This is a genomic window from Enterobacter sp. ECC-249, assembly GCF_043965265.1.
In the GTDB taxonomy this organism is placed as follows: Bacteria; Pseudomonadota; Gammaproteobacteria; order Enterobacterales; family Enterobacteriaceae; genus Enterobacter; species Enterobacter quasiroggenkampii.
Window position 1 is genome coordinate 594,643 of sequence record NZ_CP143660.1, and the last position, 24,540, is coordinate 619,182.

26 protein-coding genes are annotated in these 24,540 nt (G+C 58.1%); 19 read left to right on the forward strand and 7 right to left on the reverse strand.

Annotated features, from left to right (window positions below):
• Positions 1 to 194 precede the first annotated feature (194 nt).
• The 4 genes from V1587_RS02900 to V1587_RS02915 all read left to right on the forward strand — a co-directional run bounded on the left by V1587_RS02900 (position 195) and on the right by V1587_RS02915 (position 3,913).
• On the forward strand, positions 195 to 1,817 hold the full coding sequence (locus tag V1587_RS02900; protein WP_371899803.1) for an alpha-glucoside-specific PTS transporter subunit IIBC: 1,623 nt from the start codon (positions 195 to 197) through the stop codon (positions 1,815 to 1,817).
• On the forward strand, positions 1,814 to 3,136 hold the full coding sequence (locus V1587_RS02905) for a 6-phospho-alpha-glucosidase (RefSeq protein ID WP_371899802.1): 1,323 nt from the start codon (positions 1,814 to 1,816) through the stop codon (positions 3,134 to 3,136). The genes V1587_RS02900 and V1587_RS02905 overlap by 4 nt, the downstream gene beginning before the upstream one ends.
• Positions 3,137 to 3,228: 92 nt before the next feature.
• Complete coding sequence (locus tag V1587_RS02910; RefSeq protein WP_371899801.1) at positions 3,229 to 3,576, forward strand: YidH family protein; 348 nt, start codon at positions 3,229 to 3,231, stop codon at positions 3,574 to 3,576.
• Positions 3,566 to 3,913 (forward strand): DUF202 domain-containing protein, encoded by a 348-nt coding sequence (locus tag V1587_RS02915; RefSeq protein ID WP_371899800.1) that lies wholly within the window; start codon positions 3,566 to 3,568, stop codon positions 3,911 to 3,913. The genes V1587_RS02910 and V1587_RS02915 overlap by 11 nt, the downstream gene beginning before the upstream one ends.
• A gap of 83 nt (positions 3,914 to 3,996) precedes the next feature.
• Here V1587_RS02915 and dsdA read toward each other — a convergent pair whose 3' ends face one another.
• A complete protein-coding gene (dsdA, locus tag V1587_RS02920; protein WP_371899052.1) occupies positions 3,997 to 5,283 on the reverse strand; it encodes a D-serine ammonia-lyase in 1,287 nt (428 codons plus the stop codon).
• Positions 5,284 to 5,300: 17 nt separating this feature from the next.
• Positions 5,301 to 6,638: a D-serine transporter DsdX gene (dsdX, locus tag V1587_RS02925; protein WP_371899053.1), complete on the reverse strand. Its 1,338-nt coding sequence runs from the start codon at positions 6,636 to 6,638 to the stop codon at positions 5,301 to 5,303.
• A gap of 204 nt (positions 6,639 to 6,842) precedes the next feature.
• Between dsdX and dsdC the strand changes: the two genes are divergently transcribed.
• Together dsdC and V1587_RS02935 are read left to right on the forward strand one after the other, a co-directional pair.
• Entirely contained in the window at positions 6,843 to 7,769 is a 927-nt protein-coding gene (gene dsdC, locus V1587_RS02930; RefSeq protein WP_371899054.1) for a DNA-binding transcriptional regulator DsdC, read from the forward strand.
• Between the two features lie 84 nt (positions 7,770 to 7,853).
• Entirely contained in the window at positions 7,854 to 8,942 is a 1,089-nt protein-coding gene (locus tag V1587_RS02935; RefSeq protein ID WP_371899055.1) for a cellulase family glycosylhydrolase, read from the forward strand.
• Here V1587_RS02935 and emrD read toward each other — a convergent pair.
• The 4 genes from emrD to tisB all read right to left on the reverse strand — a co-directional run bounded on the left by emrD (position 8,845) and on the right by tisB (position 11,701).
• Entirely contained in the window at positions 8,845 to 10,029 is a 1,185-nt protein-coding gene (gene emrD / locus V1587_RS02940) for a multidrug efflux MFS transporter EmrD (RefSeq protein WP_371899056.1), read from the reverse strand. The genes V1587_RS02935 and emrD overlap by 98 nt on opposite strands.
• Positions 10,030 to 10,204: 175 nt before the next feature.
• A complete protein-coding gene (locus tag V1587_RS02945; RefSeq protein ID WP_371899057.1) occupies positions 10,205 to 11,038 on the reverse strand; it encodes an EamA family transporter in 834 nt (277 codons plus the stop codon).
• A 62-nt stretch (positions 11,039 to 11,100) separates the two neighbouring features.
• The gene (locus tag V1587_RS02950) at positions 11,101 to 11,547 is read right to left on the reverse strand and encodes a GNAT family N-acetyltransferase (RefSeq protein WP_024907376.1); all 447 of its coding nucleotides are present in this window, start codon (positions 11,545 to 11,547) and stop codon (positions 11,101 to 11,103) included.
• Positions 11,548 to 11,611: 64 nt separating this feature from the next.
• On the reverse strand, positions 11,612 to 11,701 hold the full coding sequence (gene tisB / locus V1587_RS02955) for a type I toxin-antitoxin system toxin TisB (RefSeq protein ID WP_023309830.1): 90 nt from the start codon (positions 11,699 to 11,701) through the stop codon (positions 11,612 to 11,614).
• A 691-nt stretch (positions 11,702 to 12,392) separates the two neighbouring features.
• Between tisB and V1587_RS02960 the strand changes: the two genes are divergently transcribed.
• From V1587_RS02960 to V1587_RS03020, 13 genes are all read left to right on the forward strand, one after another.
• The gene (locus V1587_RS02960; protein ID WP_371899058.1) at positions 12,393 to 13,097 is read left to right on the forward strand and encodes a hypothetical protein; all 705 of its coding nucleotides are present in this window, start codon (positions 12,393 to 12,395) and stop codon (positions 13,095 to 13,097) included.
• 208 nt (positions 13,098 to 13,305) lie between these two features.
• Positions 13,306 to 13,785, forward strand: coding sequence for an Hcp family type VI secretion system effector (locus V1587_RS02965; protein ID WP_371899059.1), 480 nt, complete (start codon positions 13,306 to 13,308; stop codon positions 13,783 to 13,785).
• Positions 13,786 to 13,892: 107 nt separating this feature from the next.
• Positions 13,893 to 13,991: an ilvB operon leader peptide IvbL gene (gene ivbL, locus V1587_RS02970; RefSeq protein WP_057979964.1), complete on the forward strand. Its 99-nt coding sequence runs from the start codon at positions 13,893 to 13,895 to the stop codon at positions 13,989 to 13,991.
• 106 nt (positions 13,992 to 14,097) lie between these two features.
• Entirely contained in the window at positions 14,098 to 15,786 is a 1,689-nt protein-coding gene (ilvB, locus tag V1587_RS02975; RefSeq protein WP_371899060.1) for an acetolactate synthase large subunit, read from the forward strand.
• A gap of 3 nt (positions 15,787 to 15,789) precedes the next feature.
• Entirely contained in the window at positions 15,790 to 16,077 is a 288-nt protein-coding gene (gene ilvN / locus V1587_RS02980) for an acetolactate synthase small subunit (RefSeq protein WP_010426528.1), read from the forward strand.
• Positions 16,078 to 16,202: 125 nt separating this feature from the next.
• Complete coding sequence (uhpA, locus tag V1587_RS02985; protein ID WP_022646555.1) at positions 16,203 to 16,796, forward strand: transcriptional regulator UhpA; 594 nt, start codon at positions 16,203 to 16,205, stop codon at positions 16,794 to 16,796.
• Positions 16,793 to 18,298 (forward strand): signal transduction histidine-protein kinase/phosphatase UhpB, encoded by a 1,506-nt coding sequence (gene uhpB / locus V1587_RS02990; protein ID WP_395314501.1) that lies wholly within the window; start codon positions 16,793 to 16,795, stop codon positions 18,296 to 18,298. Before uhpA ends, uhpB begins: the two co-directional genes overlap by 4 nt.
• Complete coding sequence (locus V1587_RS02995) at positions 18,291 to 19,610, forward strand: MFS transporter (protein ID WP_371899062.1); 1,320 nt, start codon at positions 18,291 to 18,293, stop codon at positions 19,608 to 19,610. The genes uhpB and V1587_RS02995 overlap by 8 nt, the downstream gene beginning before the upstream one ends.
• Positions 19,611 to 19,750: 140 nt before the next feature.
• On the forward strand, positions 19,751 to 21,142 hold the full coding sequence (gene uhpT, locus V1587_RS03000) for a hexose-6-phosphate:phosphate antiporter (protein WP_096217538.1): 1,392 nt from the start codon (positions 19,751 to 19,753) through the stop codon (positions 21,140 to 21,142).
• Between the two features lie 175 nt (positions 21,143 to 21,317).
• Positions 21,318 to 21,770 carry a DUF1198 domain-containing protein gene (locus V1587_RS03005; protein WP_371899063.1) on the forward strand — a complete coding sequence of 151 codons (453 nt, stop codon included), beginning with the start codon at positions 21,318 to 21,320 and terminating at the stop codon, positions 21,768 to 21,770.
• A 102-nt stretch (positions 21,771 to 21,872) separates the two neighbouring features.
• On the forward strand, positions 21,873 to 23,063 hold the full coding sequence (gene nepI, locus V1587_RS03010; RefSeq protein WP_371899064.1) for a purine ribonucleoside efflux pump NepI: 1,191 nt from the start codon (positions 21,873 to 21,875) through the stop codon (positions 23,061 to 23,063).
• A gap of 56 nt (positions 23,064 to 23,119) precedes the next feature.
• Positions 23,120 to 23,392: a type II toxin-antitoxin system Phd/YefM family antitoxin gene (locus V1587_RS03015; protein ID WP_371899065.1), complete on the forward strand. Its 273-nt coding sequence runs from the start codon at positions 23,120 to 23,122 to the stop codon at positions 23,390 to 23,392.
• Complete coding sequence (locus tag V1587_RS03020; RefSeq protein WP_041911701.1) at positions 23,367 to 23,633, forward strand: Txe/YoeB family addiction module toxin; 267 nt, start codon at positions 23,367 to 23,369, stop codon at positions 23,631 to 23,633. Before V1587_RS03015 ends, V1587_RS03020 begins: the two co-directional genes overlap by 26 nt.
• Position 23,634: 1 nt before the next feature.
• On the opposite strand, the gene V1587_RS03025 is transcribed toward V1587_RS03020, so the two are convergent.
• Positions 23,635 to 24,540, reverse strand: a complete 906-nt coding sequence (locus V1587_RS03025) for an EamA family transporter (protein WP_008500138.1) — start codon at positions 24,538 to 24,540, stop codon at positions 23,635 to 23,637.

Below are 24,540 nucleotides of genomic sequence, written 5' to 3' on the forward strand. Positions count from 1 at the left end.
CGTGGATGGCGTCCTGACATGTCCATATTTACCGCAAAAAGTAGACCTGATTGGTCAAAATAAAACCATGAATGCGATCACGAATCGCAGCGGCACGCCATGTTCGCGCATCAGTAAGTTCTTATGCTCACCTCAGGCCAGCAAAAAAACATAAAGGCCTCTACCCCTACAGGTTGTTTCATGAGGATTTAAAAATGCTCAGTCAAATACAACGTTTTGGCGGTGCCATGTTTACCCCGGTGTTGCTGTTTCCGTTCGCCGGGATCGTGGTGGGAATCGCCATCATGCTTCGCAACCCGCTGTTTGTCGGCGAAGCCTTAACGGCCCCCGATCATCTTTTCGCGCAGATTGTTCATATCATTGAAGAGGGCGGCTGGGCGGTGTTCCGCAATATGCCGCTGATTTTTGCCGTCGGCCTGCCGATTGGCCTGGCGAAGCAGGCGCAGGGCCGCGCCTGTCTGGCGGTGCTGATTAGTTTCCTGACCTGGAACTACTTTATCAACGCGATGGGGATGACCTGGGGCCCCTTCTTTGGCGTCGATTTCTCCGCCGAACCGACGGCAGGTAGCGGGCTGGCGATGATTGCCGGGATCAAAACGCTCGATACCAGCATCATCGGGGCCATCGTGATTTCAGGCATCGTCACCGCCATCCACAACCGCTATTTTGACAAGCCGCTGCCGGTGTTTCTGGGGATTTTCCAGGGCAGCTCGTTTGTCGTTATCCTCGCGTTCTTCGTCATGATCCCCTGCGCCTGGCTGACGCTGCTGGGCTGGCCGAAAGTGCAGATGGGCATTGAGTCTCTGCAGGCGTTCCTGCGCTCTGCCGGGGCGCTGGGCGTGTGGGTTTATACCTTCCTGGAACGCATTCTGATCCCAACCGGATTGCACCACTTCGTCTACGGTCCGTTCATCTTCGGCCCGGCGGCGGTGGAGGGTGGGATTCAGGTCTACTGGGCGCAGCACCTGCAGGAATTCAGCCAGAGCACCCTGCCGCTGAAAACCCTCTTCCCGGAAGGCGGGTTCGCGCTGCACGGCAACTCAAAAGTGTTCGGTTCGGTCGGGATTGCGCTGGCGATCTGGTATACCGCGTCGCCGGAAAACCGCGTCAAGGTCGCGGGGCTGCTGGTTCCGGCCACGCTTACCGCGGTGCTGGTGGGCATTACTGAACCGCTCGAATTCACCTTCCTGTTTATCTCGCCGCTGCTGTTTGCCGTCCACGCCGTGCTGGCGGCCACCATGGCGACGGTGATGTACATCTTCGGCGTGGTCGGGAACATGGGCGGCGGCCTGCTGGACCAGTTCCTGCCGCAAAACTGGATCCCGATGTTCCATAACCACGCCGCGACGGTATTCACCCAGATCGGCATTGGCGTCTGCTTCACCGGAATTTACTTCGTGGTATTCAAAACGCTGATTGCGCGTCTGAACCTGAAAACTCCGGGCCGGGAAGAGAGCGAAATAAAGCTCTACAGCAAGGCCGACTATAAGGCGGCGCGCGGGCAAACCACCGTCCCGGCCGCGGCCAGCCAGCAGGTCGGGCAAGCCGCCGGATTCCTGCAGGCGCTCGGCGGTGCGGCCAATATCGAAAGCATCAACAACTGCGCCACCCGCCTGCGTATCGCCCTGGTCGATATGGCGAAAACGCAAAGCGATGACGTCTTCAAAGCCCTCGGCGCCCACGGCGTGGTGCGACGCGGCAACGGCATTCAGGTGATTGTCGGTCTGCACGTTCCTCAGGTGCGCGACCAGCTGGAATCGCTGATGAAAACCCCCTTAACGAATGAACAAACCACCCTGACAGAGGCTATATCATGAAAAAATTCTCAGTTGTTATTGCAGGCGGCGGCAGCACCTTTACGCCTGGTATCGTCCTGATGCTGTTAGCCAACCGTGACCGTTTCCCGCTGCGCGCCCTGAAGTTCTATGACAACGACGGCGCGCGTCAGGAGACCATCGCCGAAGCGTGCAAAATCATCCTTAAGGAGCAGGCCCCGGAGATTGAATTCAGCTACACCACCGATCCGAAAGCGGCCTTTAGCGATGTCGATTTCGTGATGGCGCATATCCGCGTGGGCAAATACCCGATGCGCGAAAAAGATGAAAAAATCCCGCTGCGCCACGGCGTGCTGGGCCAGGAAACCTGCGGACCGGGTGGCATCTCCTACGGCATGCGTTCTATCGGCGGCGTGCTGGAGCTGGTGGATTATATGGAGCAATACTCTCCGAACGCGTGGATGCTGAACTACTCCAACCCGGCGGCGATTGTCGCGGAAGCCACGCGCCGCCTGCGTCCGAACGCCAAAATCCTCAATATCTGCGATATGCCGATCGGCATTGAAGGGCGAATGGCGCAGATTGTCGGCCTGAAAGACCGCAAAGAGATGCGCGTGCGCTACTACGGCCTGAACCATTTCGGCTGGTGGACGTCAATTGAAGACCAGAACGGCAACGATCTGATGCCGAAGCTGCGCGAATATGTCGCGAAAAACGGCTATGTGCCGCCTTCAGAAGATGCGCATACCGAAGCGAGCTGGAACGATACGTTCGCTAAAGCAAAAGACGTGCAGGCGCTGGATCCGGACACCATGCCGAACACCTACCTGAAGTATTATCTGTTCCCGGACTACGTGGTCGCGCATTCCAACCCGGAACGCACCCGCGCCAATGAGGTCATGGATCACCGTGAGAAGAACGTGTTCAGTTCCTGCCGGGCGATTATCGAGGCGGGAAAATCCTCCGCCGGCGATCTGGAAATCGATGAACACGCGTCGTACATCGTCGATCTGGCGACCGCCATTGCCTTTAACACCCAGGAGCGGATGCTGCTGATTGTGCCAAACAACGGGGCCATTCATAACTTTGATGCCGACGCGATGGTGGAGATCCCATGCCTGGTGGGCCATAACGGACCGGAGCCGCTCACGGTGGGCGATATTCCGCACTTCCAGAAAGGGCTGATGAGCCAGCAGGTGGCGGTGGAAAAACTGGTGGTGGATGCCTGGGAGCAGCGCTCGTACCAGAAACTCTGGCAGGCGATCACCCTGTCGAAAACCGTGCCGAGCGCGTCCGTCGCGAAGGCGATTCTGGATGACCTGATCGAGGCTAACAAAGAGTACTGGCCAGAGCTGCATTAACGGTCCTGACCGGCATCCCCCGATGCCGGTCTCCTTGTCCTGGTCGATTTACGCTATGCTGAAGCCTGCCCGTAGCACGACAAGGAACCTTCATGAAAATTTCCCGCCTCGGCGAAGCGCCGGATTACCGCTTCTCGCTGGCTAATGAACGCACGTTTTTAGCGTGGATCCGCACCGCGCTGGGATTCCTTGCCGCCGGGGTGGGGCTCGACCAGCTCGCGCCTGATTTCGCCACGCCGCTGATCCGCGAAGTGCTGGCGCTGCTGCTGTGCCTGTTCGCGGGCGTGCTGGCGATTTACGGCTACCTGCGCTGGCTGCGCAATGAGAAGGCGATGCGTCTGAAGCAGGATCTGCCCTATACGCGTGGATTACTTATCATCAGCGTGATTTTGCTGACAGTGGCGAGCGTGGTGATGGTGCTGGTGTTCTATGGCGGATAGCCGCAAAGCGCGACGCGAAGCGGACCCCGGTTTGCAGCCGGAGCGGACGTCACTCGCCTGGCTGCGCACGCTGCTGGGGTATGGCGCGCTGATTGCCCTCGCGATTAAGCACAACTGGCACCGCACCGGGATGCCGTTCTGGATCTCGCTTGTTGTGCTGGCGCTGGTGGCGATCGTTTTATGGCGCTATACCCGCAGCCGTAACCTGATGGACGTGGCGCAGAGCGATTTTGTACAGCCGAAAGCGGTGCGGGATAAGTTCCTGATCGCCCTGGCCGTGCTGTCTCTGTCTTTACTCTTTGCAGTTACTCACATTCAGCAAATTGTGAGCTTTTAAAGCCCGGTGGCGGCTACGCCTTACCGGGCCTACAACTGCCGCGAACCGTAGGCCGGGTAAGGCGTAGCCGCCACCCGGCATAATTACTTCCCTTTCGCCAGATACTTCGCCATCTCGTCTTCCGGCACCATCCCGCCGCCGGTCGCCCACACCAGGTGGGTAACGTTGGTATGCGAATGAACGCGCACCGGCCCGGCCATGCCCGCCAGCGCGGACGGTTCCAGCCGAATGCCTTCCTCCTGCGCCAGCCAACCGAGCATGTCGTACATGCTTTGGTCGGAAAGGGTGTAGAACCCGTCAAGCAGGCGCTCCATCGCGCGGCCCACGAAGCCGGAGGCGCGTCCTACCGCCAGCCCGTCCGCCGCCGTCACGTTATCAATGCCCAGGTCCTGCACGGCAATCTCGTCGTGCAGCCCGGTGTAAACGCCCAGCAGCATGCACGGGGAGTGCGTGGGCTCCGCGAAGAAGCAGTGGACGTTATCGCCAAAGGCCAGCTTCAGGCCAAACGCCACGCCGCCAGGGCCGCCGCCGACGCCGCACGGCAGGTAGACGTACAGCGGATGATCGGCATCCACCACGCGGCCCTGTTCGGCAAACTGCGCCTTCAGCCGCTCGCCTGCCACCGCGTAGCCCAGGAACAGGGTGCGGGAGTTTTCATCGTCAATGAAGAAACAGTTCGGATCGCTTTCTGCCGCCTTGCGTCCCTGCTCCACCGCCACGCCGTAATCCTGCTCATATTCCACGACGATGACGCCGTGGCTGCGCAGTTTGGCTTTCTTCCACTCGCGGGCGTCGGCAGACATATGCACCGTCACCTTAAAGCCGATGCGGGCGCTCATAATGCCGATGGACATCCCGAGGTTGCCGGTTGAGCCGACCGCAATGCTGTACTGGCTGAAGAAGTCCTTAAAGCGCGGCTCCAGCAGAACGCTGTAGTCGTCTTCAACGCTCAGCATTCCGGCTTCCAGCGCCAGTTTTTCCGCGTGGGTCAGCACCTCATAGATGCCGCCGCGCGCTTTAATCGAGCCGGAGATCGGCAGATGGCTGTCTTTTTTCAGCAGCAGGGTGCCGGGAATGGTCTTCCCGGACTCGTTCTCCAGCCGCGCCTGCATTGCCGGAATGGCGACCAGCTCGGATTCAATAATCCCGCCCGTTGCTGCCGTCTCCGGGAAGGCTTTCGCCAGATACGGCGCGAAGCGTTTCAGGCGAGCGTGTGCGTCGTCCACGTCGGCTTTGGTCAGCCCAACGTACGGCAACCCTTCCGCAAGCGTTGTGGTGCGCGGGTTAAGCCAGGTGGTTTCTTTCAGGGCAATCAGATCCTCAACCAGAGGAAACTGTGCGGTTAAAGTAGTGATAGTTGCGTTTTCCATAATAGGTCTCTTCGCGCTCAGATAATGAAAGAAAGCAGGAATGTGCCGCCAAGTGCAAGCACAGAGGCGATAAACGTCGCCGTCGTATAGTATTTGAAGGTCTCATTCAGGGTCGCGCCGCAGTACTGCTTCACCAGCCAGAAGAGGGAATCGGTGACGATCGTGCAGCCAATTGCGCCGGAACCGATGGCAATGGTGATGATCTCCGGGCTGACGTTCGGGTAGAGCGGCAGCATCGGCGCGACGATGGCCGTCGCCCCCATCATCGCGACCGTGGCGGAACCGACGGCGGCATGCAGCACCAGCGCCACCAGCCAGGCGAGCAGAATAGGGTGCATGTGCAGGTTCGAGAGAATATGCGCCAGTGAGTCCGCCAGCCCGCTGGTTTTCAGGATGGCGTTAAACGCGCCGCCTGCGCCGATAATCAGCAAAATGTTGGCGATAGAGCCAAAGCCGTGCTCGGTGTGCGTCAGCATCGTGCCCATGCCCATATGCTGGCGGATCCCCAGCAGGTAGTAGGCGACAAACACGGCGATAAACATCGCGGTGATCGGGTTGCCGATAAACTCCAGCAGCGTATACAGCGTGCCTTCTTTTGCCATATTCAGCTCGGCGATGGTTTTCACCAGCATCAGGGCAATCGGCAGCAGCACCGTGAACAGCGTAGCGCCCAGCGACGGCAGGGTATGCTCTTCACGCACCTTCAGGTCTGAAAATTCCGCCGGAACCGGTTTAAACGGCAGGCGATTGCCGAGCAGTTTCAGGAACAGCGGGCCACCGATCAGAGAGGCCATCAGGCCCACCAATAGGCCGTAGACGATCACCGTTCCAACGTCCGCCCCTAATTTATTGGTCACAAACAGCGCAGCAGGATGCGGCGGCACCACGCAGTGCACCGCCATCAGCGCGGTGCAGAGCGGAATGGCCAGCTTGAGCAGCGACGTGTTGGTCTTTTTGGCGATGGAAAACGCCAGCGGGATCAGCAGGACCACGCCCACTTCCACGAACAGCGTAATGCCGCAGATCAGGCCCACCAGCACCATAATCACGTCTGCTGACAGCCAGCGGCAGCGCTGAAGGGCGATCCCGATGCGCTCTGCCGCGCCGGAAACCTCCATCATCTTGCCGAGAATGGTGCCAAGACCAATCACCGCCGCCAGGAAGCCCAGCGTGCCGCCGATCCCGCTCTCGATGGCGTTTATCATATCCAGCGGGCTCATTCCCATCATTGCGCCGACGAAAAAGCTCGCCAGCAGCAGCGCGAGGAACGGGTGAAACTTCAGTTTTACGATGGTTAAAACAATCAACACAATGCTGACCAGCAGCGTTGCCACAACCCAGACCTGAGATCCCATATCTCACCTCACCCTTATGTCATCTGGGGGTATTGGACGAAAAAGCGGTGTGGGCTGACAAACGATATAAATTGGCGTTCAGATGAGCCAGATTGGATCAACTGAGTGACTACGCTCTAAAAAGCACACTTAATCCGCATTAGGTTCACATAAATTCACCCTTAAACGGTATGCTGAGCGCAGAAACCACGCGTGAGAATTGTGATGACCGATACAAATGAAGCCAGAAACCGGCTGTTAAACGGCTGGCAGCTGTCGAAAATGTATACCTTTGAAGTGGCGGCCCGGCATGAATCCTTCGCGCTGGCGGCGGAGGAACTGTCGCTTAGCCCCAGCGCGGTAAGCCACCGCATCAACCTGCTGGAAGAGGAGCTGGGCATTCAGCTGTTTGTCCGCTCGCATCGTAAAGTCGAGCTGACGCAGGAGGGAAAGCGCGTTTACTGGACGCTAAAATCGTCCCTCGACACCCTGAATCAGGAGATCCTGGATATCAAAAACCAGGCGCTGTCCGGTACGCTGACGGTCTACTCCCGGCCGTCGATCGCACAGTGCTGGCTGGTACCGATGCTGGGAGACTTTACCCGCCGTTACCCGTCAATTTCGCTCACCATCCTGACCGGTAATGATTACGTCAATATGCAGCGAACGGGTGTCGATCTGGCGCTCTATTTCGACGATACGCCGCCAAACCACCTTTCTCATCACTTCCTGATGGATGAGGAGATTTTGCCCGTCTGCTCACCGCAGTATGCCCGCGAGCATGAATTGCTGAAAAACTCCGATAACCTCAGCCACTGCACGCTGCTGCATGACCGTCAGGCCTGGAGTAACGATTCCGGTACGGATGAATGGCTGAGCTGGGCGCAGCACTTTGCGGTGAACATGCCGTCATCGTCGGGTATCGGTTTCGATCGTTCGGATTTGGCGATTATTGCGGCCATCAACCACGTTGGCGTCGCGATGGGCAGAAAGCGGCTGGTGCAAAAACGGCTTGAACGGGGCGAGCTGATCGCCCCGTTTGGCGAAAAGACCCTGAAATGTCATCAGCACTACTATATTTCGACGCTTTCTGGCCGACAGTGGCCGAAAATAGATGCCTTTATCGGCTGGCTGAGAGAACTGGCAGGTTGAAGAATTATTACGCTTTCGCTCTACACCAAATATGAAAAAGCGTGCTAAATACAGGTAATGCTTTCGATTTATCCAGGGTAAACCGTGTTAAAGCCTTTCATTGTCTCTGCATTACTGTTCTCTTCCGGCTGGGCGATTGGCGCCGAGCCGCCGCTGACGGCTGCCCATTATGCGCAGCAGCTTGGCGTCGGGATGGATGTGGACTGGGCGCGAACCGAGCGCGGCATACGCGAATTCGACCCGCTGGTGGTCCGCGATTTCCGTGCAAAAGGCATTACCCACGTGCGCATCCGCGTGGCCGATGAGCCGACGGAAGCGCGGCTGATCCACCTGCGCAAGCTGGTAGAAGCCTGCGAGCAGTATGGCGTGATCCCGATAGTCGCGTATCAGGCTGATGAATATAAAAACGACCCGAAAGCCGATAACGAGAAAGAGACGATCAACTGGTGGATTGCCGTGGCGCACTATTTCGGTCAGAGCTACCCGCTGCTGGGTTTTGACCTCATCTATGAGCCGGCCGACAAGCTCAACCACAACCTGGCGTCTCTAAACCGCGTCTATGAAAAGTCCATTAAAGCGATCCACGACATTGACCCGCAGCGCATGATCTTCATTGCGCCGCGCCTGCGTGCCGCGCCGGAGGATCTATCCAGCCTGAAGTTGCCCGCGCACAGCCAAAACTACCTGCTGGCGGAGTGGCATATTTTCCCGTGGGGGCCGTTGAAGAATGGCGGCAAATACCCGTGGACGTCCGGCACGGCGGTGGAGAAAGCGGCTATCCATAACCGCATCAACGCCGCGCTGCACTGGCAGCAAAAAACCGGGCACGTTAGCTGGGTCGGGGGCTGGGGCGTGGGGGAGTCAAGCCACCTCACGCCAACCGCCTCGCAAATAGCGTTCGCCACCTTTATGGCCTGCGAGCTGCAAAAGGCGAAAATCCCGTATGCGCTTAACGCGGATTTCCAGTTTTACGACGGGGAAGAGGGCGCCTGGCGGCCTGCGCCGGAGCCGTTATTGCAGGCGATGATTGCGCCCGTCTGTGAAAAGCCCGGCGAGAAGCCGGGCCATCATGCGGTTAAACCGGCTGCTCGTGATGCGGGACACGCGACGCCAGCGGCAGCCAGCACAGTAAAATCAGCAGCCCCATCAGCGTCATCAGCAGGCCCAAACTAGCCTGCCCGGTCTGGGGCATCATCGCCGAGAGCCAGGCCAGCGCGCCGGAGCCGATATTCTGTAAGCCGCCCACCAGCGCGCCCGCCGTACCTGCGAGGAACGGGAACGGCTCCATCGCACCGCTGGTGGCGAGCGGGAACAGCATCCCCGCGCCGAAGAAGAACAGCGCTGCCGGGATGAGCAGCGTCCAGACCGACATCACGTCAAACAGCCCCGGGATCCACATCATCAGACCCGCCAGCAGACAGCTGATCACCGACTGCCACATCAGGGTTGAGAAGCGTTTGTTCGGGCGTCCGGCAAACCACGCGCCGAAGAACGCCGCCGGGATCGGCAGAATAAACAGAATACTCACGACCATGCTGCTCAGGCCAAGCCCCGCGCCCAACAGCACGCCGGAACAGGCTTCGAACACCGCAATGCCCGCCAGGCCGCCGATCAGCATCAGCAGGTAGCAGGTAAACGATCCGTTGCCGAACAACGTCTTATAGCTGGCAATGAGCTTCGTGCGCGGCGCGTCCTGCGGGCGCGTTTCGGGCATCCAGCGCGCCATGCTGAAGGTGACAATCACGCAGAGCACCAGCAGGAAGGCGTAACAGGCGCGCCAGGACCACATCGTGTCCAGCAGGCCGCCAATCAACGGGGCCAGCAGCGGGCTGACCAGAATACCCATGTTCAACAGGCTGTTGGCATGACGGAGCTGGGTGCCCTGATACATATCGCGCGGTAAGGTTCGTGCCATTACCCCGCCGACGCCGGTCCCGACGCCCTGCAGGGCGCTGGCGGCAATCAATACGGTCAGGTTATGGGTGGTCATCGCAATGACGGTCGCCACCATGAAAATACTCATGCCCACCAGGATCACCGGGCGACGCCCGACGCGGTCGGAGAGCGGGCCGTAGAAGAGTTGCGAGACGCCATAGGTCAGCAGATAGGCTGCCATTACGCTCTGTACTGCGCCCTCGCGGACGTTTAATTCCTTTGCCATGTCGGCAATCGCCGGAATGTAGATGGTTTGCGCCATCTGACCGACGGCCACCAGTAACACCAGCATCAACAATAAGTTAACGTTCCTTTGTTTTTTCATGTCGCTGAATACTTTTGCCAAAAGAGAAAAATGAAGAATAAGTGACTGCGCATTCCCATAAATGCGCGAGGAATCTACCACAGAGAGATGACAATTTAAGCATTGTTGTGGTGAATGAAAAAATCGATAAAGGCAGGATTTGTAAACAAGAACGGCAACTAATGTTGCCAGTGCTTTACGCCAGGCGCAGCAGAATGGCGCCGCCGGCAATGCCCAGTGCCGCCGCGATGCGCAGGCCCGCAACCTTCTCTTTTAAAAGCAAAAAAGCGATCAGCGCGCCAAAGAGTATGGAGGTTTCACGCAGCGCCGCGACCACCGCCAGCGGTGCCTGCGTCATTGCCCACAGCGCCAGACCGTAAGAGCCCATCGTGCCAACGCCGCCGAGCAGCCCCTTTTTCCAGTGCAGACGCAGGTAGCCGGACGCCTCGCGTCGGCGCGCGACCATCGCCCAGCCCAGCAGGCAGAAGCCGTTCATAAAGAAGGTCCACAGCGTATAGCCCAGCGCGGTATCCGACAACCGCACGCCGGTGCCGTCCACCAGGGTATACCCGGCGATAAAACAGGCATTTAGCAGCGCCAGCCAGATCCCTTTTCGCGACTGCATGCGCCCGTGCATCGCCATCGCCAGAATCGACAGGCAAATTACCCCGATGCCGGACCAGGCGAGCCAGGAGAGACGATCGCCAAGCGCCAGCACGCTGATCAGGGCCACCAGCAGCGGTGCGGTGCCGCGCATCAGCGGATAGGTCTGGCTCATATCGGAAACCTGATAGGTCTTCGCTACAAGCACGGTGTAGACCACCTGTAAGGCGCATGAGACTAACAAAAACGGCCAGCTTGCGGCAGAGGGCTGTGGAGAGAAGGGGAGCAGCACCAGGGCAATCAGCGTGGCGGAGCCGCTGACGCTAATCGCGGAATAGAGCTTATCCGTTCCGGCTTTAACTATGGCATTCCAGCTGGCATGCAGCAGTGCGGCAAACAGTAAAATGCAGAATACGGTGATGGTCATGGCGTATCGGGTGATGAATTGTCACTCAACTGTAACATTCACGTCCTGAAGCTGCCAGCCGGTTACACCGCACAAAAAAGGCGGTGCGTCACCCGCGGTTCGTCCGAGACCAGCGTAAAACCGGCCCGGCGATAAAACCCGTAGGCAGCGTCCGGCGCATGGGTATTGAGGAAATCAAACCAGATGCTGGCATCGGCCATCACGACGGTTAAAAGCTGCTTGCCAATCCCCAGCCCGCGGCACTTCTCGCTGACGTAGAGATGGCGAATACGTCCGGCGCGCGGCTGCTGGCTGAACGGATCGCGGTTGAGACCACACACGCCCACCAGCTTGCCGTTGAGAAACGCACCCAGCAGCTTTTCGCCCGGTGCGTTAAAGCGGTTCTCACCACGCTGCCAGTTCTCTTCCAGCCTGCGCAGCATGTTGAAATTCAATGCGATACTTTCCGCCTTCAGGGCGATATACCCCGGCTCATCCGGTGTGACAGGCTCAATTAACAGACGCGACATAGCATTCCCTCGTTATTAAAGAGGGGCGGTTGCCCGCCCCTCTCAGGTGCGACTTGAACCTGAATTACCGAAGGAATTTCAGGACAGCATCAAGCAGTTGCAGTACAGCAACAATGAGTTTGAGGATAAGTATCACCATATCCACTACGCTCATACGCGTCTCCTTTTGGTTAAAAGGAGCACGATGCTGGCGTACCTTTCCGCCGCCTGTTGCCAGCACCTGGATTGACGTAACACAGTGTGCTCACTTCAGGGGTTAAGGCACTGACGGCACCACCCGTTTCAGCCAGGACTTTGTTGCGCCGGTAGAACTGCGGCCCCCTCGCTCACTGCGAACACCCTCAGTATAGATAAATACTGTACGTATGAACAGTATTTTGTGGACAAAATCTGGAAGGCGATCCATACTCAAAAACGTCAAAATCCGTGCCTGAATTGCGCGTTCGTCTTCGATCGCGTATACTTTTCGCGTTGACGTAACACAGTGTGTTCTGCGGCGACCAACCGCAAAACCCTGATAAAAACCTCGCTCCGGCGGGGTTTTTTGTTTTCTGGTCTGCCTACAAAAAAATACCGGGATAAGCAGTGACCTGGTCAGGCTTCTTAAGAAATCAATTTTATGCAGGGGAAGCAGTATTGTTTTACAAGATGCAGCACCAAATAAGCCATTTCATATAAACAACAGACTTACCAGGATATTAAAATCGCATCGCATATAGACGTAAAAAATAATATTTAATCGAATTATTTTTTTCGTGAATGTATTTTGAGGCAATTTCACTGGTTTGAATTACACTGCTTTTCAATGTATATTCTTATAACCACAGGCATGATATGGATATGTTATGCAAGCATCGGATTATTTGAAGATGAAGTTCCAGAGCGACAGGCAGTTGGCTATTTATGGACAGCAAGGCGTTGCCGGGACATGGAAAGCATTAAAGGGAATCGGCTCTGATATCTATTCAGGAATGGAGCGTGTAAGCTGGTACTCATCATGCTTAATCCCCAGCTATCACGATGTATGTGATGAGCTTCTCTCAGAAGAAAAGAGGATGTACCTCTCAATTGTGTCTCTTTACCGTTATCGCGATGTAATAGCACAGATGCTCTATCTTTATTTTAAAAGTGTTCTAAATGACTCTGAAAATGGAAATGAACAAAATCGCGCCCGCAAGACGGGTTCACAAGTAACCGGACTTGTTAAAAACATCCCGACAAGCAAAGCAGCGCGCTTAGCAATAGCATGGGGACTGGCAATATATCTCTCCAAATCTGGCCTGCTCTCAGAAATCGTCGTCGAGCGGCTTGCACGCCGCGTACCTAACGTTGTCATGGCGTTTCAACTGATTGGAACGGAGCAGAAGTGCGCGCTTGCTGCTCGTCACCTGAAAACGTTGGACCCAAAGTATTACGCCACCCTCTATGCCGCACAACTGGAGATGCTCTATTACTTTATTGAACCATTCCTGTCTGAAGTGATTAAGAAGGTTCAAATGGGATTCTACAGGGATTTTGAAGCGATTTATGACGACTTAAGGCACAAATAGCATGTTTAAGAGTCTATTATCCATTCTCTTTACGGATATTTTATTCCCCGTTTATGTTTTTGTATGCGCCTCTTTGTTTCTGTGGTTGGTACCTGACCACTGGGTAGTACTCACATTTATTTCTATCGGTGTATTTATCATTGTTCATCCAATAATTTTTGGTCGTTTTGATAAGTTCGATTGATTTTTTAAAAAAAAGGTATTCTTTATGTCAAATCCGGTTTATTTATTTCTTACAGATGAAAAAGGTTCCCCCATGGTTGGCCCCTGCCTTGTGACAGGGCGTGAAGGTTCAATTGAACTCAAATCGTTCACTCATAATGTCAACATCCCAGTCGACGGGAATACCGGGAAATTGACGGGCACGCGCATCCACATGCCCATTATGTTTCAGAAAGAATTTGATCGTGTAACCCCGCTTCTCTTTCGCGCGCTGAGTACGGGAAGAACACTCCAGTCAGCCACCATTAAGATGTATCAGATTAATGAGGCGGGTTTAGAACAGGAATATTTTAATATCCTCCTGGAGAATGTGAAAATAACCTCAATCACACCTGACCTGTATCCCGGCGCGAACACGGGAACACACCTTGAAACGGTTCTCATACGCTATGAGAAAATCACCTGGAAGCATTGCGACGGCAATGTCATCTATAGTGACGCCTGGAATGAGCGGGCAACGTACTGAAACGTGATCCCTGACGCATTTTTGCGCAGATGAAAATATTTCCATTGTCACGCCCGAAAACCTGTGTTTGTATAAATTCAATCAATGAATCCAAACACAGGTCCCCAATGACTTCATCCATCTTCACTTCGACCCTACTAAAAACTGCGCAACCAGCCGCAGTGGTCGTCGTGCGTGTGGTGGTGGTCGTCGGCAATGCGCCGTAGGGACTGGATCAACACACGAATCCAAAACCCCGCCGGCGCAAACCGGGCGGGGTTTTTCGTTTAGGACCCTCCCCGGAAGGCTGGCTCAGAAGAAAAGGACTGGAGCATGGCAAGTTCGGGCACAACATCCACCAAGACGCGTTTTACCGGCGCGCAGCTGATCGTTCATCTGCTGGAGCGACAGGGCATCACCACTGTTGCGGGCATCCCCGGCGGCACGGTGCTGCCGCTGTACGATGCGTTAAGCCAAAGCACGCAGATCCGCCACGTGCTGGCGCGCCACGAGCAGGGGGCAGGCTTTATCGCTCAGGGCATGGCGCGTACCCAGGGTAAACCGGCGGTCTGTATGGCCTGTAGCGGGCCGGGCGCAACCAACCTGGTCACCGCCATCGCCGACGCGCGCCTCGACTCCATTCCGCTGATCTGCATTACCGGCCAGGTGCCTTCCTCGATGATCGGTACCGATGCGTTCCAGGAAGTGGATACCTACGGCATCTCTATCCCCATCACCAAACATAACTATTTAGTTCGCGATATCAGCGAGCTTCCTCAGGTTATCAGCGATGCGTTCCGCATTGCGCAGTCTGGCCGCCCGGGCCCGGTGTGGATAGACATTCCTAAGGATGTCCAGACCGCAGAGATCGAGATCGACATACTGCCCGAGCCGGGCGAGCGTGCCCCCGCGCCGGAGTTCAGCGCGGAGAGCGTGCGCGACGCCGCTGCCATGATTAACGCGGCGAAACGCCCTGTGCTCTATGTGGGCGGCGGGGCGATCAACGCTGCGGATGAAATCCGCCAGTTTGCGGAAAAAGCTAACCTGCCGACCACCATGACCCTGATGGCGCTGGGCATGCTGCCGAAAGCGCACCCGTTGTCATTAGGCATGCTGGGCATGCATGGAGCGCGCAGCACCAACTACATCCTGCAAGAGGCGGATTTGCTGATTGTTATGGGCGCGCGTTTTGATGACCGGGCGATTGGCAAAACAGAGCAGTTCTGCCCGAATGCCAAAATCATTCACGTAGATATTGACCGCGCCGAGCTGGGAAAAATCAAGCAGCCGCACGTGGCGATTCAGGGCGACGTAGCCGAAGTGCTGGCGCAGCTGATCCCGCAAACCGACGCGACCGACCGCGCCGACTGGCGCCAGCTGGTGGCCGATCTGCAGCGCGAGTTCCCGGGCGCGATCCCAACTGAAGGCGATCCGCTGAGCCATTACGGCCTGATCAACGCCGTGGCCGCCTGCGTCGACGACAGCGCGATTATCACCACCGACGTGGGACAGCACCAGATGTGGACCGCGCAGGCTTACCCGCTGAACCGTCCTCGCCAGTGGCTCACCTCCGGCGGCCTCGGCACCATGGGCTTTGGCCTGCCCGCAGCCGTGGGCGCGGCGCTGGCGAATCCGGACCGCAAGGTCATCTGCTTCTCCGGCGACGGCAGCCTGATGATGAATATTCAGGAGATGGCCACCGCGGCCGAAAACCAGTTAGACGTGAAAATCATCCTGATGAACAACGAGGCGCTGGGGCTGGTGCATCAGCAGCAGAGCCTGTTCTACAAGCAGGGCGTGTTTGCCGCGACCTATCCGGGGATGATTAACTTTATGCAGATTGCCGCCGGCTTTGGCCTGCACACCTGCGATCTGAACGCGGAAGAGGATGCCCACGCGGCGCTGCAGGCGGCGATCTCACGTCCTGGCCCGGCGCTGATCCACGTCCGTATCGACCCTGAACAAAAAGTGTATCCGATGGTGCCGCCGGGTGCGGCAAATACTGAGATGGTGGGAGAATAAGCCATGCAGAAACAACATGATAACGTCATTCTGGAACTCACCGTCCGCAACCACCCTGGCGTCATGACCCACGTTTGCGGGCTGTTTGCCCGCCGGGCGTTTAACGTGGAAGGCATTCTCTGTCTGCCGATTCAGGGCAGCGAGCACAGCCGCATCTGGCTACTGGTTAACGATGACCAGCGTCTGGAGCAGATGATGGCGCAGATCGACAAGCTGGAAGATGTCACTAAAGTGGCGCGCAACCAGTCCGATCCCACCATGTTTAACAAAATTGCGGTGTTCTTCGAATAGATCGCTTAAGGTAGGCGGTTTTTGCCGGATGGCGCTGGGCTTATCCGGCCTACAAGGACTTTTCACGTAGGCCGGATAAGGCGTTTACGCCGCCATCCGGCGCGTTAACGCATCAGGATCAAACCATGACCACCATCGCCCTTATCGACGACCACCTTATCGTCCGCTCTGGCTTTGCCCAGCTTCTCAACCTCGAACCGGATTTCCAGGTCGTGGCCGAGTTTGGCTCCGGTCGTGAAGCGCTGGCCGGCCTCCCGGGGCGCGGGGTGCAGGTCTGTATCTGCGACATTTCGATGCCGGATCTCTCCGGGCTGGAGCTGTTAAGCCAGCTGCCGAAAGGGATGGCGACGATCATGCTGTCGGTCCACGACAGCCCGGCGCTGGTCGAGCAGGCGCTCAACGCGGGCGCGCGCGGGTTCCTCTCCAAACGCTGTAGCCCGGACGAGCTGATTGCCGCCGTGCGCACCGTTTCCACCGGCGGCTGCTACCTGACGCCGGATATCGCCATCAAGCTGGCGGCCGGACGACAGGATCCGCTCACCAGACGCGAGCGTCAGGTGGCTGAGAAGCTCGCGCAGGGGATGTCGGTAAAAGAGATTGCCGCCGAACTGGATCTGTCGCCGAAGACCGTGCACGTCCATCGCGCCAACCTGATGGAAAAACTCAACGTCAGCAACGACGTCGAGCTGGCGCGCCGCATGTTCGACAGCTGGCAATGAGTCCCGTGTTTTCGCGGCTGATCGCCGTCGTTGCCAGCTTTTTTATCTTCTCCGCCGCGTGGTTCTGCCTGTGGAGCATCAGCCTGCATCTGGTGGAGCGTCCTGAGCTGGCGGTGCTGCTGTTTCCCTTCGGCCTGCGACTGGGGTTAATGCTCCAGTGCCCGCGCGGCTACTGGCCCGTTTTGCTGGGTGCAGAGTGGCTGATGCTGGTCTGGCTGGCGCAGGAAGTCGCCCTCGCGCACCTGCCCTTATTGATGACCGGAAGCCTGCTTACGCTTCTCCCGGTTGCGCTCATTTCCCGCTACCGTCACCAGCGCGACTGGCGCACGCTGTTGCGACAGGGGGCGGCGCTAATTGCCGCCGCGCTGCTGCAGTCCCTGCCGTGGGTTGGCGACAAGGAGATGCTCAACGCGCTGCTGCTCACCCTCACCGGCGGCCTGACGCTCGCGCCGACCTGCCTCGTTATCTGGCACTACCTCTCCAGCACCGTCTGGCAACCGCTTGGTCCGGGGCTGGTGTCCCAGCCGGTGAACTGGCGCGCCCGGCATCTCATCTGGTATCTGCTGCTTTTCGTGGTGAGCCTCTGGCTTCAGCTGGGTTTACCTGCCGAGCTTTCACGCTTCACGCCGTTTTGCCTGGCGCTGCCGATTATCGCCCTGGCCTGGCACTACGGCTGGCAGGGGGCGCTGATCGCGACCCTGATGAACGCCATCGCGCTGATTGCCAGCCAGACCTGGCACGACCATCCGGTAGATCTGCTGCTCTCGCTGCTGGCCCAGAGCCTGACCGGGTTGCTGCTCGGGGCGGGCATTCAGCGCCTGCGCGAGCTGAACCAGTCCCTGCAAACCGAACTGGCGCGCAACCGGCGTCTGGCTGAACGCCTGCTGGAGACCGAAGAGAGCGTGCGGCAGGAGGTCGCCCGCGAGCTGCACGATGATATCGGCCAGACGATCACCGCCATCCGCACCCAGGCGGGCATTGTTCAGCGTCTGGCGGCGGAAAACGCGGGCGTGAAGCAGGGGGGGGCGCATATCGAGCAGCTTTCGCTGGGCGTGTATGACTCGGTGCGACGCCTGCTCGGCAGGCTGCGTCCGCGCCAGCTTGACGACCTGTCGCTGGAGCAGGCGGTGCGTTCCCTGATGCGCGAGATGGAGCTGGAAAGCCGCGGCATTGTCAGCCATCTCGACTGGAGAATTAACGAATCTGCGCTGAGCGAAGGCCAGCGCGTGACCCTTTTCCGCGTCTGTCAGGAAGGGCTGAACAATATTGTTAAACACGCCAATGCCAGCGCGGTCACGATCCAGGGCTGGCAGCAGGACGAACGCCTGATGCTGGTGATTGAAGACGATGGCTGCGGCCTGCCGCCGGGCTCCGGCCACCAGGGCTTTGGCCTGGCGGGCATGCGCGAGCGCGTCAAGGCGCTGGGCGGCACGCTGAACCTCTCCTGCACCCACGGGACGCGCGTCAGCGTCAGCCTGCCGCTACGGAGTTATCATGTTTAAAACCCCTGCCAGCGTCGCGCCGATTGGCGACAAAGCGGAAATCGACGCCCGCTACCGCTACTGGCGTCGCCATATTCTGATCGCCATCTGGCTCGGCTACGCGCTGTTCTACTTCACCCGCAAAAGCTTCAACGCCGCCGCGCCGGAAATTCTCGCCAGCGGCGTGATGACGCGCACCGACATCGGCCTGCTGGCGACGCTGTTTTACATCACCTACGGCCTGTCGAAGTTCTTCTCCGGCATCGTCAGCGACCGCTCTAACGCCCGCTATTTCATGGGCGTTGGGCTGATTGCGACGGGGTTGGTGAACATCCTGTTTGGCTTCTCCACCTCGCTTTGGGCCTTCGCCCTGCTGTGGGCGCTGAACGCCTTTTTCCAGGGCTGGGGCGCGCCGGTCTGCGCCCGCCTGCTCACGGCGTGGTACTCGCGCAACGAGCGCGGCGGCTGGTGGGCCGTCTGGAACACCGCGCATAACGTCGGCGGGGCGCTGATCCCGATGGTGGTCGGCGCCGCGGCGCTGCACTACGGCTGGCGCGCGGGGATGATGATTGCCGGTGGCCTGGCCATTCTCGCCGGGCTGTTCCTCTGCTGGCGCCTGCGCGACAGGCCGCAAACCGTTGGCCTGCCTGCGGTGGGCGACTGGCGGCACGACGAAATGGAGATTGCCCAGCAGCAGGAGGGGGCGGGGCTGACCCGTAAGGAGATCCTCACCAAATACGTGCTGAAAAACCCGTACATCTGGCTGCTGTCGCTCTGCTACGTGCTGGTCTACGTGGTGCGCGCGGCCATCAACGACTGGGGCAATCTGTACATGTCCGAGACGCTCGGCGTGGATCTGGTCACCGCCAACTCGGCGGTCACGATGTTCGAACTGGGCGGGTTTATCGGCGCGCTGGTAGCGGGCTGGGGTTCGGATAAGCTGTTCAACGGCAACCGCGGCCCGATGAACCTGATTTTTGCCGCCGGGATTTTGCTCTCCGTCGGCTCGCTGTGGCTGATGCCGTTCGCCAGCTACGTGATGCAGGCGGCGTGCTTCTTTACTACCGGCTTCTTCGTCTTTGGCCCGCAGATGCTGATCGGCATGGCGGCGGCGGAGTGTTCCCACAAAGAGGCGGCAGGCGCGGCGACGGGCTTTGTGGGGCTGTTTGCCTATCTTGGCGCATCGCTCTCCGGCTGGCCGCTGGCGCGGGTGATCGATATCTGGCACTGGAGCGGTTTCTTCGCTGTGATCGCCATCGCGGCGGGAATTTCCGCCCTGCTGCTGCTGCCTTTCCTGCACGCGCAGGCCCCGCGCGAGATGGGTGAAGCGTGATGCGCCTCACCTTTCTGGCCCGAGTGGCGTAAAACTAAGAAATTTTCCCGGTTTTACCTGGACGCTGTCTCAGGCATCTCTTCCGGCTGATTTTTACAATGCCTGCCATTCGCAGGTAAAAATCAGCTCAGGAGCAAACCATGCTGGCCTTCCTCAACCAGGTGCGCAAGCCGACCCTGGATCTGCCGCTCGACGTGCGGCGCAAAATGTGGTTCAAACCGTTCATGCAGTCCTATCTGGTGGTCTTTATCGGCTACCTGACCATGTACCTGATCCGCAAAAACTTTAACATCGCGCAGAACGACATGATCTCCACCTACGGGCTGAGCATGACGCAGCTGGGGATGATTGGCCTGGGCTTCTCCATCACCTACGGCGTGGGGAAAACGGTTGTGTCCTACTACGCGGACGGCAAAAACACCAAGCAGTTCCTGCCGTTTATGCTGATCCTCTCCGCCATCTGTATGCTCGGCTTCAGCGCCAGCATGGGCGCGGGGTCCGTTAGCCTGTTCCTGATGATCGCCTTCTACGCCCTGAGCGGTTTCTTTCAGAGTACCGGCGGGTCGTGCAGCTACTCCACCATCACCAAATGGACGCCGCGCCGCAAGCGGGGGTCGTACCTCGGCATGTGGAACATCTCCCACAACCTCGGTGGGGCGGGTGCGGCAGGCGTGGCGCTGTTTGGCGCAAACTACCTGTTCGACGGCCACGTGATCGGTATGTTTATCTTCCCGTCGATTATCGCCCTGATTGTCGGTTTTATCGGTCTGCGCTTCGGCAGCGACTCCCCCGAATCCTACGGCCTCGGCAAAGCCGAAGAGCTGTTCGGCGAGGAGATCAGCGAAGAGGACAAAGAGACCGAAGAGAACGAGATGACCAAATGGCAGATCTTTGTCGAGTACGTGCTGAAAAACAAAGTGATCTGGCTGCTCTGCTTCTCAAACATCTTCCTCTACGTGGTGCGCATCGGCATCGACCAGTGGTCCACCGTGTACGCCTTCCAGGAGCTGAAGCTCTCTAAAGAGGTGGCGATTCAGGGCTTCACCCTGTTCGAAGTGGGTGCGCTGGTCGGCACGCTGCTGTGGGGCTGGCTCTCTGACCTCGCCAACGGTCGTCGCGCGCTGGTGGCCTGCGTCGCGCTGGCGCTGATTATCGCCACGCTCGGCGTCTACCAGCACGCCAGCAATCAGTACGTTTACCTCGCATCCCTGTTTGCACTCGGCTTCCTGGTGTTTGGTCCGCAACTGCTGATCGGCGTGGCGGCAGTGGGCTTCGTTCCGAAAAAAGCGATCGGCGCCGCCGATGGGATTAAAGGCACCTTCGCCTACCTGATCGGCGACAGCTTCGCCAAGCTGGGTCTGGGGATGATTGCCGACGGCACGCCGATTTTCGGCCTCACCGGCTGGGCGGGCACCTTCGCGGCGCTGGATGCGGCAGCGATCGGCTGTATCGTCCTGATGGCGATGGTCGCGGTGCTGGAAGAACGTAAAATTCGCCGTGAGAATCGTGCGCAGAAATTAAAAACAGCCTGAGTGTGCAGGTAACTTCTTTGCCCGGTGTGTGATGCCGGGCTTTTTTATTTCCGCCGACGGCATTAATACCTTATCCCCCGTTCTGCAACGTCTTTTCAATGCACTATTCTGGTTATGCCCGCTGTTGACGCCGTGCGTTTCCCGCTATGATGAGCGGCTAGTCTAAGGAGAACGCATGGTCTGGATAATGCTGGCAACGCTTGCCGTGGTGTTTGTGGTGGGATTTCGCGTCCTGACCTCAGATTCCCGCCGCGCCATCAAACGTTTAAGCGAGCGTCTGGGCGTCACCCCGATGCCTGTCGAGTCGATGATCGATCAGTTCGGTAAAACGCCGGGCAATGAGTTTATCCGCTACCTTGAGCGCCCGGACGAGGCGCATCTGCAAAACGCGGCACAGGTGCTGCTGATCTGGCAGGTCTGCATTGTCGACGGCAGTGAAGAGAACCTGCACACGTGGCACCGTCTGCTGCGTAAAGCCCGCCTGGCCGCGCCGATCACCGATGCGCAAATTCGTCTGGCGCTCGGCTTTATGCGCGAGATGGAGCCCGATCCGCAGGAGCTTAACGCCTTCCAGCTGCGCTACAACCAGCTCTTCCTGCCGGAAGAGGGCGTGTTTTACCTCCACTGATCCCCGCTAAAAACCACAAAAGTTGTCTAAACGTTAAATTCGTCACACTTTTGATGATAAACTGCGCGACTTTTCCGCACGTTTTCATCTTCAGGTGACGCCATGACAGAACATATCCAGCCCTCGACCAGACCGCAGACCAGCGAGGTTTCACGCCCCAACTGGTCGGCCGTTTTCTCCGTGGCATTCTGCGTCGCCTGCCTGATTACCGTTGAGTTTCTGCCGGTGAGCCTCCTGACGCCGATGGCTCAGGATCTGGGCATTTCCGAAGGCGTGGCGGGGCAGTCCGTTACCGTCACCGCCTTCGTGGCGATGTTCGCCAGCCTGTTTATCACCCAGGTGATTGGCACTATCGACCGCCGCAAGGTGGTCATTCTGTTCAGCGTGCTGCTGACGCTCTCCTGCCTGCTGGTCTCCTTCGCGGAAAGCTTTACCCTGCTGCTGCTGGGGCGCGCCTGTCTGGGACTGGGGCTCGGCGGCTTCTGGGCGATGTCGGCCTCGCTGACCATGCGCCTGGTGCCTGCGCGCACCGTGCCAAAAGCGCTTTCCGTCATCTTCGGTGCGGTCTCTATCGCGCTGGTGATTGCCGCGCCGCTCGGTAGCTTCCTCGGCGGGATTATCGGCTGGCGTAACGTCTTCAACGCCGCGGCGGTGATGGGTGTGCTCTGCGTTATCTGGGTTTGGAAAGCGCTGCCGTCGCTGCCGGGCGAAGCGGCGCACCATAAACAGAACATGTTCGCGCTGCTGAAGCGCCCCGGCGTGCTGGCGGGAATGACCGCGATCTTTATGTCCTTTGCCGGGCAGTTTGCCTTCTTTACCTATATCCGCCCGGTGTATATGACCATGGCGGGGTTTGACGTCGACGGCCTGACGCTGGTGCTCCTGAGCTTCGGTATTGCCAGCTTTGTCGGCACGTCGCTGTCGTCGCAGTTCCTGAAGCGCTCCCTGAAGGTGGCGCTGGCGGGGGCGCCGCTGGTGCTGGCAGTGAGCGCCACGGTGCTGGTGCTGTGGGGCAGCGATAAGTGGGTCGCATCTGCCATTGCGATTATCTGGGGCTTAGCCTTTGCGCTGGTGCCGGTGGGCTGGTCGACGTGGATCACCCGCTCGCTTGCCGATCAGGCTGAAAAAGCCGGGTCGATTCAGGTAGCGGTGATCCAGCTGGCGAATACCTGCGGCGCGGCCATTGGCGGCGTGGCGCTCGACCACCTGGGGCTGACGTCGCCGCTGGCGATCTCCGGCACGCTGATGCTGCTGACCGCGCTGCTGGTGGCGGTGAAGGTAAAGGCACGTTGATTGATAAATAGTCACTTCATCGATATACTTGTACCGTAACTTGTACAGGAGGAAATATGCAGGTTGTGACGTTTACCGAAGCACGAAGCCGACTCAAAGATGTATTGGACGACGTGAATGACAACGTGGAGACAACCATCATCAGCCGCCGAAACGGGGGTGACGCGGTGGTTATGTCTCTGCAGCACTACAATTCGATGATGGAAACCATCCATCTGATGAGTTCGCCTGCTAACGCCAGCCGACTGATGGAGTCAATCTCACAGGCAAATACCGGAAAAACCACGCAGAGGGATCTGATAGATGACCAGGCTACTGATTTGGACTGATAACGGCTGGGATGATTACCTGTGGTGGCAGGAGCAGGACAAGAAAACGCTTCGCAGAATCAATAAATTGATTGAAGATGCGAAGCGTCAACCCTTCGATGGCCTGGGTAAGCCGGAACCCCTTAAAGGTAACCTTTCCGGATACTGGTCCCGTCGAATCAATGATACCGATCGTCTGGTTTACGGGGTATCAGATAGCGCTCTTACTATTTTAATGTGCCGCTATCACTATTATTCGTAGATCACGCCGATGTCCTCACCCGTCTTCTTGAATCCATCGAAATCAGCACCACCGACGACACAATCAGCAGCGTCCCCAGCCAGTCCGGCAGGGTGAACGCCACGCCCAGCAACATCACCGACAGCAACGCGCTGCTCAGCGGCTCGGCGCAGCTCAGAATGCTCGCCTTCGGCCCGCCGATCATCTGCGCGCCTTTCAGATACAGGCTGAACGTCAGCGCCGTGCCGATCACCACCAGATAGAAAAACGCCAGCAGCAGGCTGCCGTCAATGACGAAGGTCGTCCCGCGCCCGGCGTAGAACGGCGTCAGCATTAACCCGGCAATCAACATGCTCCAGCCGACAATCGGCAATGTGCCGTAGCGGGCAATCAGCGTTGACGGATAGGTTGTGTAAAACGCCGCGGCAAACGCCGAGGCGATGCCAAAGAACAGCGCAGCTGGCGAGATGGAGAGCGAGGTTGGGTCGCCGTGGGTCACCAGCAGGAACGTCCCGACAAGCGAGGTCACAATCGCGGACAGGACAAACACGCCGGGACGCGTTTTCCGCGCCAGCGCAAACCACGCCACGATAATGGTTGGCGACAGAAACTGCAGCACGGTGGCCGTTGCCGCATTAGATTTTTCAATCGTCAGCAGGAAGGTGAGCTGCACGGTGAGCGCGCCGACCAGCGAGAAAAACAGCAGGCTGAGGGCGTCTTTGCGATGTTTGATGACCGAGAAAATCTTGTCGCCGTGAACGAAGGAGAGCGTCAGGAGGATAACGCCGGTAAACAGCAGGCGAACCATGGTCAGGTAAGGCGAAGAAATGTGGCTTTTCTCCATGATGTACTGCGCGCAAACGCCGGAACTGCCCCATAAAACGGCGGCGATCAGGACGTTCAGCATCCCTTTACGTGTGGAACCCAT